11 protein-coding genes are annotated in these 13,325 nt (G+C 69.3%); 4 read left to right on the top strand and 7 right to left on the bottom strand.

All coding sequences use genetic code 11. The features are described 5' to 3' along the window. Positions 1-51: 51 nt before the first annotated feature. A complete protein-coding gene (locus F3T56_RS05365) occupies positions 52-1,161 on the top strand; it encodes a GlxA family transcriptional regulator (protein ID WP_149823521.1) in 1,110 nt (369 codons plus the stop codon). Here F3T56_RS05365 and F3T56_RS05360 read toward each other — a convergent pair. Beyond that, entirely contained in the window at positions 1,064-1,858 is a 795-nt protein-coding gene (locus F3T56_RS05360) for a carbon-nitrogen family hydrolase (RefSeq protein WP_149823520.1), read from the bottom strand. The two genes, F3T56_RS05365 and F3T56_RS05360, sit on opposite strands and share 98 nt — an antisense overlap. Before the next feature lie 235 nt (positions 1,859-2,093). Here F3T56_RS05360 and F3T56_RS05355 point away from each other — a divergent pair, with 235 nt between their 5' ends. Beyond that, on the top strand, positions 2,094-2,918 hold the full coding sequence (locus F3T56_RS05355; protein WP_149823519.1) for a maleylpyruvate isomerase family mycothiol-dependent enzyme: 825 nt from the start codon (positions 2,094-2,096) through the stop codon (positions 2,916-2,918). A 51-nt stretch (positions 2,919-2,969) separates the two neighbouring features. Here F3T56_RS05355 and F3T56_RS05350 read toward each other — a convergent pair whose 3' ends face one another. Beyond that, positions 2,970-4,289, bottom strand: coding sequence for an MFS transporter (locus F3T56_RS05350; protein ID WP_172638809.1), 1,320 nt, complete (start codon positions 4,287-4,289; stop codon positions 2,970-2,972). Continuing rightward, entirely contained in the window at positions 4,286-4,969 is a 684-nt protein-coding gene (locus F3T56_RS05345; RefSeq protein WP_149823518.1) for a GntR family transcriptional regulator, read from the bottom strand. Before F3T56_RS05345 ends, F3T56_RS05350 begins: the two co-directional genes overlap by 4 nt. Before the next feature lie 238 nt (positions 4,970-5,207). Here F3T56_RS05345 and F3T56_RS05340 point away from each other — a divergent pair, with 238 nt between their 5' ends. Together F3T56_RS05340 and F3T56_RS05335 are read left to right on the top strand one after the other, a co-directional pair. Beyond that, entirely contained in the window at positions 5,208-6,107 is a 900-nt protein-coding gene (locus F3T56_RS05340) for a D-alanyl-D-alanine carboxypeptidase family protein (RefSeq protein ID WP_149823517.1), read from the top strand. A 174-nt stretch (positions 6,108-6,281) separates the two neighbouring features. Next, positions 6,282-7,286, top strand: coding sequence for a BRO-N domain-containing protein (locus F3T56_RS05335; RefSeq protein ID WP_149823516.1), 1,005 nt, complete (start codon positions 6,282-6,284; stop codon positions 7,284-7,286). A 91-nt stretch (positions 7,287-7,377) separates the two neighbouring features. Here F3T56_RS05335 and F3T56_RS05330 read toward each other — a convergent pair whose 3' ends face one another. The 4 genes from F3T56_RS05330 to F3T56_RS05315 form a co-directional block, all read right to left on the bottom strand. Further along, positions 7,378-8,790 carry a dihydrolipoamide acetyltransferase family protein gene (locus F3T56_RS05330; RefSeq protein WP_149823515.1) on the bottom strand — a complete coding sequence of 471 codons (1,413 nt, stop codon included), beginning with the start codon at positions 8,788-8,790 and terminating at the stop codon, positions 7,378-7,380. Positions 8,791-8,801: 11 nt separating this feature from the next. Continuing rightward, a complete protein-coding gene (locus F3T56_RS05325; RefSeq protein ID WP_149823514.1) occupies positions 8,802-9,818 on the bottom strand; it encodes an alpha-ketoacid dehydrogenase subunit beta in 1,017 nt (338 codons plus the stop codon). After that, positions 9,815-11,047, bottom strand: a complete 1,233-nt coding sequence (gene pdhA, locus F3T56_RS05320; protein WP_149823513.1) for a pyruvate dehydrogenase (acetyl-transferring) E1 component subunit alpha — start codon at positions 11,045-11,047, stop codon at positions 9,815-9,817. Before pdhA ends, F3T56_RS05325 begins: the two co-directional genes overlap by 4 nt. Before the next feature lie 635 nt (positions 11,048-11,682). Beyond that, entirely contained in the window at positions 11,683-13,263 is a 1,581-nt protein-coding gene (locus F3T56_RS05315; protein ID WP_149823512.1) for a protein kinase domain-containing protein, read from the bottom strand. Positions 13,264-13,325 lie beyond the last annotated feature (62 nt).

Below are 13,325 nucleotides of genomic sequence, written 5' to 3'. Positions count from 1 at the left end.
ACGGTCATCGTGCGGGTGACGGCACCACCGCACGAGTGCTAGGAATCGCACATGTCGCAAGGATCCTGGCAGCCGCACCGCGTCGTCCTCGTCATCGACGAGAACTCCAACCCGTTCGAGATGAGCTGTGCCATCGAGATCTTCGGCCTCGACCGGCCGGAGCTGGGGCGGCCGCTGTACGACTTCCGGCTGTGCGCGGCCGGGTCCCACACACGGATGCGGGACGGATTCTTCACACTGACCGGGGTCGCCGGGCTGGAGGCGGCCGAGGAGACGGACACTCTGATCGTGCCGAACCGGCCCGACACGGACGCCCCGCGTGCGCCGCGGGTGCTGGACGCGATCCAGAGGGCGCACGCGCGCGGGGCGCGTCTGCTCGGCTTCTGCTCGGGCGCGTTCACCCTCGCCGAGGCGGGGCTGCTGGACGGACGGCGGGCCGCCTGCCACTGGATGTGGGCGGAGTCGTTCCGCTCACGCTTCCCGGCAGTGCTGCTGGAGCCGGACGTACTGTTCGTGGACGACGGCGACATCCTCACGGCTTCGGGCAGCGCTTCGGCGCTCGACCTCGGCCTGCATGTCGTACGGCGCGACCACGGCGCCGAGATCGCCAACCACGTCTCCAGGCGGCTGATCTTCGCCGCCCATCGCGACGGCGGACAGCGGCAGTTCGTGGAGCGGCCCGTTCCGTACATCCCGGACGAGTCCCTGGCCCCCGTACTGGCGTGGGCCCAGGAGCGGCTCGACGAACCCCTCTCCGTCGCGGACCTCGCCGCGCGGGCGGCCGTCTCGCCCGCCACCCTGCACCGCCGTTTCCGCGCCCAGCTCGGCACGACTCCCCTGGCCTGGCTCACCGGAGAACGCGTGAACCTGGCCCGTCGGCTCATCGAACGCGGCGAGGAACGGCTCGATATCGTCGCCGAGCGCAGCGGACTCGGGACCGCCGCGAACCTCCGCGCGCGATTGCGCCAGGAGACCGGACTGAGCCCTTCTGCCTACAGACGACGTTTCGGAGGGGGCCCCTCGCGACCGTCCGTCGCACGCCAGGGCGGCGGGTCGACGCAGGTCAGCGCCGCGGCGTCGGCAGTCCCAGCACCCTGTCCTTCAGGGCCGGGAACTGCTCCCGTGTCGTCGCGACCTTCGTCGGGTCGAACTCGACGGTGAGGATCTCCTCGTCGGCGCCGGCCTCCGCGAGTACCTCGCCCCAGGGATCGACCACGATCGAGTGACCCGCCTGCGGAACTCCCGCGTGCGTACCGGCCGTTCCACACGCGAGGACATACGACTGGTTCTCGACCGCTCGGGCCTGGGCGAGGAGGGTCCAGTGGGCGCGGCGGCGTTCGGGCCAGCCGGCGGGGATGACGAGGGTCTCGGCGCCCGCGTCGACGAGGCCGCGGAAGAGTTCGGGGAAGCGGAGGTCGTAGCAGGTGGCCAGACCGATGGTCGTCTCGGGGAGGCGGAGCGTCACCAGCTCCGACCCCGCGCCCATCAGTACGGCTTCGCCCTTGTCGAAGCCGAAGCGGTGGACCTTGCGGTAGGCGGCGGCGAGTTCGCCGGAGGGGGAGAAGATGAGAGACGTGTTGTAGAGAGGGCCCTCAGGGTCCCGCTCGGGGATCGAGCCGGCGTGCAGCCAGACGCCCGCGTCGCTCGCCGCCTTGGCCATCACCTCGTGGGTCGGCCCCTCCAGCGGCTCGGCCTCAGCCGTGAAGGACTCGAACGCGAACGCGCCGGTGGTCCACAGCTCGGGGAGGACGACGAGATCGGCGCCGGCCTGCTCCCGTACCAGCGACGCCACGCGCCGCCTGCGCGAATCGACCGATTCGTCCTCGTCTACGCCGATCTGGATGAGCGAGGCGCGCACACTACCACCGTCCTGGCATTCGAGCCGTCCATATCGGGCCTACGATCGTCACACGAAAGCACTGCCGGGGTGCCTCTCAGCAGCGTAACTTAACGTTCCACAGCACCCACCGACAGCCGCCGACGCCCACTCCAGCCGTCAACGCCGACGCCCCCACCTTCGACGACCACCCACTACGTAGCCGACACGTACCGACCGTACTGACACGTACCGAACGCCCGAGGGGTCCCGTTCCGTGAGTCTGCATCCCACTCTCCAGCCCTACGCCGACGCCTGGACCCACTCCGTGGACGCGATATCCGAGCTGGTGACGCCGCTCGTGGAGGGGGAGTGGAACCGGCGGACGCCATGCCCCGGCTGGTCGGTGCGCGATGTGGTCTCCCATGTGATCGGCCTGGACTGCGAGATGCTCGGCGACCCGCGGCCGATCCACACCCTCCCGCGCGACCTGTACCACGTACGGACCGAGCACCAGCGGTACATGGAGATGCAGGTCGACTCCCGGCGGCACCACACCGCCCCGGAGATGACCTCCGAGCTGGAGTACACGATCATCCGCCGCAACCGCCAGCTGCGGAACGAGTCGAGGGACCCGGGCCACAAGGTGCGCGGCCCGCTCGGCACCGAGCTGACGCTCGAGCAGGCGATGCGCAACCGCGCGTTCGACGTGTGGGTCCACGAGCAGGACCTGCGTGCCGCGCTGGGCCAGCCGGGGAACCTGGACTCGCCGGGCGCGTACGTCGTCCGTGACGAACTGCTCTCCGTACTGCCGAAGGTCGTCGCCGAGGACGCGCGGGCGCCGCGCAGCTCGGCCGTCGTCTTCGACGTGCACGGCCCAGTGGAGTTCATCCGCACCGTCCGCGTCGACATGCAGGGCCGCGGCACCCTGGAGACCGCCCCCGCCCTCGGCCCCGCCGCCACCCTCACCCTCGACTGGGAGACCTACGTCCGCCTCGCCTGCGGCCGCGTGACCGCCGACCTGGTCGCCGACCGCATCAAGGCCGAGGGCGACCCCCAGCTGATCGCGGAGATCCTGCGGTCGTTCGCGGTGACGGTGTAGGACTCACCGACCACCAAGGTCCGCGCGGCCTTCGTGTCGGCTCACATCGGCTCACGCCGGTACGTGCACCGTCTCCACCCTGCTCGCCACCAGGCGTTCCCGCTCGCGGCGGGCCGCCCGGCCGCGTAGGCGGAGGATCTGGGTCAGGCCCAGGGCCTGGAGGACGAAGACGGCGGAGAAGGCGATGCGGTAGTTGTCGCCGGTCATGTCGAGGAGCACGCCGACCGCGAGCAGGGTCGTCATGGAGGCGACGAAACCGCCCATGTTGGTGATTCCGGAGGCGGTGCCCTGACGCTCGGGCGGGTTCGCCGGGCGGGCGAAGTCGAAGCCGAGCATCGAGGCGGGGCCGCAGGCGCCGAGGACCGCGCACAGGACGATCAGGAGCCACATCGGCGCGTGCTCCCCGGGGTACAGGAGCGTGGCCGCCCAGACCGCCGCCGTCGTGAGGACCGTGCCGAGCGCCAGCGGCAGCCGCGCCGCGTGATGCCGGGCGACGACCTGCCCGTACACCAGTCCGACAGCCATGTTGGACAGGACGACCAGGGTGAGCAGTTCACCGGCCGTGCCCCGGCTCAGCCCCTGCGCCTCGACCAGGAACGGCAGCCCCCACAGCAGCAGGAACACCATCGCCGGGAACTGAGTGGTGAAGTGCACCCACAGCCCGAGCCGCGTCCCCGGCTCCCGCCAGGACGCCACGATCTGGCGGCGGACGTATGCCGCCCCCTGGTGCGGGAAGGGCTCCGGCTCGTGCCCGTCCGGGTGGTCCTTGAGGAACAGCAGTACGAGGACGAGGACGACGACCCCGGCGGCCGCGCTGCCCAGGAACGCCGCCGTCCAGCCCACCCCGTGCAGCAGCCGGGCCAGCACCAGCGTCGAGACCAGGTTTCCCGCCATTCCGGCCAGCCCCGCGAACTGCGCGATCAGCGGCCCGCGCCGGGCCGGGAACCAGCGGGTGCCCAGCCGCAGCACGCTGATGAACGTCATCGCGTCCCCACAGCCCAGCAGCGCACGCGAGGCCAGCGCCATGCCGTACGACGGAGACAGCGCGAAGCCGATCTGGCCGGCCGTGAACAGCAGGACGCCCAGGGTCAGCACCTTCTTGGTGCCGAGCCGGTCGACCAGCAGGCCGACGGGGATCTGCATGCCCGCGTAGACCAGCAGCTGGAGGATCGAGAAGGTCGACAGAGCGGAGGCGCCCACGTGGAAGCGGTCGGCGGCGTCGAGACCGGCCACGCCCAGCGACGTACGGAAGATGACGGCGACGAAGTAGACCGCGACACCGGTGCCCCAGACGACGAGGGCGCGCCGGCCGCCGGGCGGATCGCCCGGGAGGGACGCCGAGGACGCGGAGGATATGCCGGGGCGGCTCAACGGACCTCCCCCCGCGCCAGGTTGGAGAACCAGCTGACATGCCGGTGCACGAGGTCGACCGCCGCCTCCGCATCGCCCGCGCGCAGCGCCTGCAGGATCTCCTCGTGCTCGGTCAGCGTCTTCGTGATGCGGTCGGGGTGGGCGTGCATCACGGCGACGCCCATGCGCAACTGCCGGTCGCGGAGCTGGTCGTAGAGACGGGAGAGGATCTCGTTGCCGCCGCTGCGGACGATCTCGGCGTGGAAGCAGCGGTCGGTCACGGCGGCGCCCGCCAGGTCCCCGGCGGCGGCCTGCGCCTTCTGCTTCTCCAGCAGTTCCTCCAGACGCTCGATCAGCTGCGGTGAGGCCGGGACCGTCTTGCGGACCGCGTGCTCCTCGACCAGCTGCCGGGTCTCGACCACGTCCGCGATCTCCTGCGCGGAAACGGGCAGGACCAGGGCGCCCTTCTTCGGATAGAGCTTGATCAGCCCTTCTACCTCCAGCCGCAGCAGCGCCTCGCGCACCGGCGTCCGGGACACCCCGACCGCCTCGGCCAGCTCGCCCTCGGTGAGCAGCGTGCCTCCCTCGTAACGGCGCTCCAGGACGCCCTGTTTGACATGCGTGTAGACACGGTCGGCGGCGGGCGGCTGCTTGATGGCGGGGGCCTTGATTGCGGGGGCGGGGGCAGGAGCTGACGGCATGCCCACAGCATAGATACATCACGTACGCATCGCGGTCGGGGTCCACGACCCGGGACAGTAACCCCATCCTGGACCTGTCAGGGGGCTGTCAGGTGGACTTGAATTGACCCCCGCCCCACTCACCGCACAACCTTTTGTGCTACTCACTTGTCACACGAGAAGCGGCCGTGCTTTGCCCGAACGTCGGCACCCAAGTGGCCGCGCTCCTCAGACATTTGACGCAATCGGGGTATTTGACTTGATTACCGCCATAAAGGGCGTACGTGTCCGCAGAGCCGCTGCCGTCGTCGTGACCTCCGGTGCGATGATCGCGACCGGGGTCATCAGCTCCGCTCCCGCGCATGCCGCCGTCGCGAAGCCCACGATCAACGCCAAGGGCGGGTTCGTGATCAACCCGGCCACCGGCAAGAGCTGGGGCAAGACCGCGAACACCACGCGCGCCACCGGTTCCACCACCAAGATCATGACCGCCAAGGTCGTGCTGTCGCAGAAGAACCTGAACCTGGACGCCAAGGTCACCATCCAGAAGGCGTACAGCGACTACATCGTCAAGAACACGGCGTCCTCCGCCCGGCTGATCGTCGGTGACAAGGTCACCGTCCGTCAGCTGCTCTACGGGCTGATGCTGCCCTCGGGCTGTGACGCCGCGTACGCCCTCGCCGACAAGTTCGGTACGGGCTCGACGCGTGCGGCGCGGGTGAAGTCGTTCATCTCCAAGATGAACACGACCGCCAAGAGCCTCGGCATGACGAATACGAAGTTCGACTCGTTCGACGGCATCAGCAACGGCTCGAACTACTCGACGCCGAAGGACCTCACGACGCTCGCGCGCAACGTGATGAAGAACTCCACGTTCAAGACGATCGTGAAGACCAAGAAGTACACGGCCAAGACGATCACCAAGTCGGGCGGCACCCGCACGATGCCGACCTGGACGAACACCAACCCGCTGCTGACCACCTACTCGGGCACCATCGGCATCAAGACCGGCTCCGGCACTCAGGCCAAGTACTGCCTCGTCTTCGCCGCCACCCGCAACGGCAAGACGATCTACGGCACGGTCCTGACCGCGTCCTCCGCCGCGAACCGCGCGTCGGACGCGAAGAAGCTCCTGAACTACGGCTTCGCCGCGCTGTAGGCCCCGCCTTCGCCTTGCTTGAACCACGAGAAGGGGGCCACCGCTCACCGCGGTGGCCCCCTTCCCCGTTCCCGAACGGCAATCCGAGCGGCCGTCATTCACCCGCAATGGTGAACATAGCTACCCCAACTGGCACTCCCCGCCGCCTTACGTTCCGCTGCGGAGGTGGTTCAGATGATCGAACCCAGCAAGCACCAACCCGACCCTCGTACGCAGCGTGATGCGCTCGATGTCGGCGACTTCGTCTACGCGGCAACCGGAGCCCGCGTCCGCCGACTGACCATGCCGGACGGGACCCACTGGTTTCCGGCGGTGGATGTCTGCAAGCAATTGGGGCACACCAACTCTCGGAAGGCTCTCGCCGACCATGTCCCGGACGCTCACCGAGAGATTCTTGAGACCGTAACTGGAGGTTACGGTCTCAGCGTTCCCGCAGGTAGGGAGTGGCGTCGAGACTTGACTCTCATCGATCTCCAGGGTCTGATCCGTCTCGTCAGCGCCTGCACCAAGCCTGAATGCGCCCCCTTCAAACAGTGGGTCGCCGAGGTGATCGAGACCATTCAGCGCGAGGGTTCCTACACGCTTGAGGAGGCCGAGGTACAGCCCTCTGAGCCGGGCGCTCCCATCGCGTACGCCATGCCCGAGCAGGTCGCGGAAGCCATCGTTCGGCTGGAGGAGCGCAACCTCCAGGCGGACGAACAACTCGCGGTCGCACAGCACAAGTCACTCGCGCTGCACCAGGAGATGCTGGAGACACAGCAGCGCATGGTGGAGACACAACAGACCATGGTCGAGATGCAGCGTGAAACTCTGGCTGCCCAGCAAGCCATCGCCCAAGCCATGGAACGCATCGCGAACCGGCTCGATGTCCTGGCCGTCGAGCGGCCTGCGCCCGATGCCACCGCCTTCTCGGCGCATCCGACCACGGAATCCGTGCTGGCCGACTGGCGGGAGCGGTTGTCCGTGACGGCGGATGTGTGGACGGTAGCCGTGGTGATCGCGCCAGTTCTCGTCGAAGAGGGTGAGCTGCGCCAGCCGCTGGAGGCGATCGCGGCCCGTACAGGGCTGTCGGTGCACCGTGTCAACGAATGCCTCCGACTACTGCGCAAGCACGCCTGTATCCACCCGCGGGGCGCGACGGAGGAAGGGGCGCCGGTGTACGTGCTCAGCCGAGGCTGACGGCACCTGAATGGGCGCCAAGCAGAAGGGGTTGGTCGCAAGTGGAGTTTGCGGCCGGCCCCTTCGTGCTGAGCCTATCCAGTCATGGGCGTCAGCCCCAGGTGATCAACCTCTTCGGCTGTTCCAGAATCGCCGCCACATCCGCCAGCGCCTTCGAGCCCAACTCCCCGTCCACCAACCGATGGTCGAAGGAGAGCGCCAGCGTGGTGACCTGGCGGGGCTTGACCTTGCCCTTGTGGACCCACGGCTGGAGCCTGATCGCGCCGACGGCGAGGATCGCGGACTCGCCGGGGTTGAGAATGGGCGTGCCGGTGTCGATGCCGAAGACGCCGACGTTGGTGATGGTGACCGTGCCGCCCTGCATCGCGGCGGGGCTGGTGCGGCCCTCCTTCGCCGTGGAGACCAACTCGCCGAGGGACTCGGCCAGTTGCGGCAGTGTCTTCGCGTGGGCGTCCTTGATGTTCGGGACGATCAGGCCGCGCGGGGTGGCCGCGGCGATGCCGAGGTTGACGTAGTGCTTGACCACGATCTCCTGGGCGGCCTCGTCCCAGGAGGCGTTGATCTCCGGGTTGCGCTTGATCGCCACCAGCAAGGCCTTGGCGATCAACAACAACGGGTTGACCCGCAGGCCCGCCAGCTCCTTGTCCTGCTTCAGCTCCTCGACCAGTTTCATCGTGCGCGTCACGTCGACCGTCACGAACTCCGTGACGTGCGGCGCGGTGAACGCCGAGCCGACCATCGCCGCCGCCGTCGCCTTGCGGACGCCCTTGACGGGGATACGGGTCTCCCGTGCGCCCTCGGCCTCGTACGACACAGCAGGCGCCGCGGGGGCCTCCACCACCGGCTCCGGGGCCTTCGGCGGGGCCACGGCCGCGTGGACGTCCTCGCGAGTGATGATGCCGTCCGGGCCGGACGGGGTGATCGTCGCCAGGTCGACGCCGAGGTCCTTGGCCAGCTTGCGCACCGGCGGCTTCGCCAGCGGACGCGGCTGTGCACCACCCCCATGGCCGTTCAGCTCACCCTGGATGCTCTGGAGGACGGAGGCGCCGTACAGGGTCTCCTCGGGCGGAGGCGCGGCGGCGGGCACGCCCTTGCGGGGGCGGCGCTTGGTGGAGGACTCGGCGACCCCGTAGCCGACGAGGACCGGCTTGCGGCCCTCGGGCTTCTTGGCCGCCGGCTCGGGCTTGGGCTGGGGCTGGGGCTCCTCCTTCGCGGGCGGCGTCTCCTCGACCGGCACCGCGCCCCCGCCCACGTCCACCGCGATGATCGACGTGCCGACGTCCACCGTGGCGCCCTCGGGGAAGTGCAGCGCGCGTACGACACCGTCGTACGGGATCGGCAGTTCGACGGCGGCCTTGGCCGTCTCGACCTCGCAGACGATCTGGCCGTCGGTGACCGTGTCACCGGGCTGGACGTACCACTTGAGGATCTCGGCCTCGGTGAGCCCCTCGCCCACATCGGGCATCTTGAACTCGCGCAGAGACGTGTCTGTCATCGTCGTCACGGACCTCTCCCTCAGTACGCCAGCGAGCGGTCGACGGCGTCGAGCACCCGGTCCAGGCCCGGCAGGTACTCCTCCTCCAGGCGGGCAGGCGGATACGGGGCGTGGTACCCACCGACCCGGAGGACGGGGGCCTCCAGGTGGTAGAAGCACCGCTCGGTGATGCGGGCGGCGATCTCCGCGCCCGAGCCGAAGAACACCGGGGCCTCATGGACCACCACCAGGCGGCCCGTCTTCTCCACCGACGTCTGGATCGAGTCGAAGTCCAGTGGGGACACCGACCGGAGGTCCAGGACCTCCAGGGCCTTGCCCTCCTCGGCGGCCGCGTCGGCGACCTCCTGGCAGAGCTTCACCATGGGGCCGTACGCGGCGAGCGTGAGGTCCGTGCCCTCCCGGACGACCCGGGCCTTGTGCAGGGGGCCGGGGATGGCCTCTGGGTTGACCTCGGCCTTGTCCCAGTAGCGCCGCTTGGGCTCGAAGAAGATCACCGGGTCGTCGCTCTGGATGGCCTGCTGCATCATCCAGTAGGCGTCCGACGCGTTGGAGGGGCTGACCACCTTCAGGCCCGCCACATGCGCGAACAGCGCCTCCGGGGACTCGGAGTGGTGCTCGACCGCGCCGATGCCGCCGCCGTAGGGGATGCGGACGACGACCGGGAGCTTGACCTTGCCCAACGCGCGCGCGTGCATCTTCGCGAGCTGGGTGACGATCTGGTCGTACGCCGGGAAGACGAAGCCGTCGAACTGGATCTCGACCACCGGGCGGTAGCCGCGCAGGGCGAGGCCGATGGCTGTGCCGACGATGCCCGACTCGGCGAGCGGGGTGTCGATGACACGGTCCTCGCCGAAGTCCTTCTGGAGGCCGTCGGTCACCCGGAAAACGCCGCCGAGCTTGCCGACGTCCTCACCCATGACGAGGACCTTGGGGTCGGTTTCGAGGGCCTTGCGCAGCGATTCGTTGATCGCCTTGGCTAGCGCCAGGCTCTTCACGGCGGATTGCCCGGCCGTCTGCGCGGCTGTCTGCGTGGTCATCGCTCCTTGCCCTCCTCTTCGTCCACATCGGCGAACGACGCCTGGTACGCGGCGAACTGGGCTCGCTCCTCGTCCACGAGCGCGTGTCCGTCCGCGTACGCGTTCTCGAAGATGGCGAAGTGGTCCGGGTCAGGCATGGCACGCACCACTTCGCGCACTCGCCTTCCCAACGCCTCGCTCTCGGCTTCGAGTTCCGCGAAGAATCCCTCGTTCGTGTCCGTTTCGGACTCGAGGTAGCCGCGCAGACGCGCGATCGGATCCTTGGCCTCCCAGGCCACCCGCTCGTCGTCGTGCCGGTAGCGGGTCGGATCGTCGGAGGTGGTGTGGGCGCCCATGCGGTACGTGTACGCCTCGACCAGGGTCGGGCCCTCGCCCCGGCGGGCCCGCTCCAGCGCCCACTTGGTGACCGCGAGGCAGGCCAGTACGTCGTTGCCGTCGACACGTACGCCCGGGAAGCCGAAACCCTGGGCGCGCTGGTAGAGCGGGACGCGGGTCTGCTTCTCGGTGGGCTCGGAGATGGCCCACTGGTTGTTCTGGCAGAAGAACACGACCGGCGCGTTGTAAACCGCGGAGAAGGTGAACGCCTCGGCGACGTCGCCCTGGCTGGAGGCGCCGTCGCCGAAGTAGGCGATGACCGCCGAGTCGGCGCCGTCCTTGGCGATGCCCATCGCGTAGCCCGTGGCGTGCAGCGTCTGGGAGCCGATGACGATCGTGTAGAGGTGGAAGTTGTTGGTGGTCGGGTCCCAGCCGCCGTTGTTCACGCCGCGGAACATGCCGAGCAGATTGGTCGGGTCGACGCCGCGGCACCAGGCGACGCCGTGCTCGCGGTAGGTCGGGAAGACGTAGTCGTCCTCGCGGGTGGCCCGCCCGGAGCCGATCTGGGCGGCCTCCTGGCCGAGCAGCGAGGCCCACAGGCCCAGCTCGCCCTGACGCTGCAGGGAGGTGGCCTCGGCGTCGAAGCGCCGGGTCAGCACCATGTCGCGGTACAGACCACGCAGCTCGTCGGGGGTGATGTCGGCGACGTACGGGTCGTACGCGGCGGTGCCGGCGTTCTTGATGCGCTTGCCCTCGGGCGTCAGCAGCTGGACGAGTTCGGGCTCCGCGTTGGTCGTCTTCTTCGCAGCGGTGCGCTTGGTGCCGGTGGTGCCGGCCGCCTTGCCACCGGTGGTGCCGGTCTTGCCTGCGGCGCTGCGTCGCGGCTTGCGCGCGGCAGTGCTCTCCACGGTCACGTGTGCTCCTCCGTCGGTCCGGCCCCCGGGGTTGCCGGGTGACCAGTGCGGCTCGCCTGATCCCGGTACCCGTGCACGGGGTGGGTGCCCTTGGCCGGGAACAGACGTGACAGGTGCCCCGGCGAGCGCCCTGCACGAGGCACGTTACCCAGTGCTCCACATTCCTGTGAAACCCCTCCTGACCTGCAATTTTCCTTGGATTTCCAAGTATTTCGGTACTGGGAGGTCCAAGTAAGTCGCGCACGTCGGGAACAGTTGCTGGTCACAGCACTGGTTACAGCCTCGCAGGGGGCCGGAACACCGGCACGTTATCCCGGCCGACCCTGGCTCGGGAAGAGTTCTCCTTTGGAGTACCGCGCGGGTTTTGGGCGGCGCTTTTCGGCTGCGGGTCCGGTGTGGGCCGCTCTCGCCCTGCCCAGCCGCGTCTCGGGCGTGTCCGCCACCGTCGGCGGGGCGCAGGGGCGGACGGTCGCGGTGGTCGTTGGACAGTCGCACGCCCTGCCCCGTGTGGGAGGCGTTCGTGGGGTGAGGCCGGTCGCCGGGAAACAACACGCGCGCGTGGAGCCCTTTTTCGGGCTTCACGCGCGCGTGGAGGGTGTTTCCGGGTCCTACCGGGGTGGGCTACCGGGAGCGGGTCACTCTTCGTCGCCGCCGGTGACCTCGCCCGTCAGACCGCCGCTGTTTCCGCTGCCGTCGTCGGGCGACGCGGGCGTCTCGGGGGTCTCTTCCGATGGCGTCGGGCTCTCCGGTGCCGTGGTCGTCGGCTGTGTCTCGGTGGGCTGCGCGGTCGGCTGGCTCTGCGTCGGCTGCTGGCTGTAGGTCGGGGACTGGGTGTACGAGGGCGTGTAGTTCGAGCCGTCGCCCGAACTGGTGCTCTCGTCCGTCGTCTCCTCGGTCGCCTCCTCGCTGGGCGACTCGCTGGCCTCCTTGTCCTTGCTGGACGTCGAGGCCGTCGGCGACTGCGTGGTGTCCGTGCCGCCGCCGTCGCCGCTGCCGGTGTTCTGCAGCGCCACCGCGACGCCCACCGCGACGGCGATCACCGCGAGGACCGCGAGGATCCACAGCTTGCCGCGGCCGCCGCCCCGGTTGCCGTGCCCCTCGAAGCCGCCGTCGTCCCGGCCACCGCCGCCGCCGTAGCCCGGAATGATCGGCTGCGGGATCTGCGAGGTGCCCATGTCGCCGGGATGCGGCATGGCCGTCGTCCCCGCCATGCCGCCCGGCGGCGTGTGCCTGCCGTCGTGCATGGTCACGGGCCCGGTGTTCCAAGTGCCGGTGTGGCCGCCCTGGTCGTACAGCATCTGCAGGCCGTACTGGACGAGGCCGCGCATCTCCTCGGCCGTCTGGAACCGGTCGTCCGGGTCCTTGGCGAGGGAGCGCATGGCGAGTCCGTCGAGCTCCGGGGGCGCCGCCCCCTCCGAGACCTCGGACGGGGGCACCGGGATGTCCTGGACGTGCTGGTAGACCACCGACAGCGGGGTCTCCCCGACGAACGGCGGGCGCAGCGCGAGCAGTTCGTAGAGCAGACAGCCCGTCGCGTACAGGTCGGAGCGGTGATCGACGGCTTTGCCGAGCGCCTGCTCCGGGGACAGGTACTGGGGCGTGCCCATGACCATGCCGGTCTGCGTCATCGTGGTGGACGCCCCGTGCAGGGCGCGCGCGATGCCGAAGTCCATCACCTTCACCGCGCCATTGGTGGTGATGATGACGTTGGCCGGCTTGATGTCGCGGTGCACGATGCCGTGCTGGTGGGAGTACGCGAGCGCCTCGAGGACCCCCGAGACGATGATCAGCGCCTGCTCGGGGCCCGGCGCCTCCGCGTTGATCAGCAGATCGCGGATGGTGCGCCCCTCGACCAGCTCCATGACGATGTACGGAACCGGCGTACCGTTCACAACATCTTCACCGGAGTCGTAGACCGCCACGATGGAGTGGTGGTTGAGCCCGGCCACGGACTGGGCCTCGCGCGTGAAGCGGGCCTTGGAGACAGGGTCCTCGGCCAGGTCGGAACGGAGCAGCTTGACCGCGACCGTACGACCGAGACGTACGTCCTCGGCCGCGAACACCTCGGCCATGCCGCCCCGGCCGAGTCTGTGGGTCAGCCGGTACCGACCGTCGCCGACAAGCCCGCCGTTGCCCCACAACTCCGGCGCGTCTGACATTCCGCCGCCAGTCGCCTCGGGGTCGGACGGGCCCTGAGAGCGCTGCTGCTGTGCCATCAGTCCTCGCCGTCGTTTCTGCCCGCGGTCCGCGCGGTTCTTGTTACGGTCTCCGTCTTACG

Source organism: Streptomyces tailanensis, from assembly GCF_008386495.1.
In the GTDB taxonomy this organism is placed as follows: domain Bacteria; phylum Actinomycetota; class Actinomycetes; order Streptomycetales; family Streptomycetaceae; genus Streptomyces; species Streptomyces tailanensis.
Note: the sequence above shows the minus strand (reverse complement) of the source record. Positions and strands in the feature narration are given on the sequence as shown.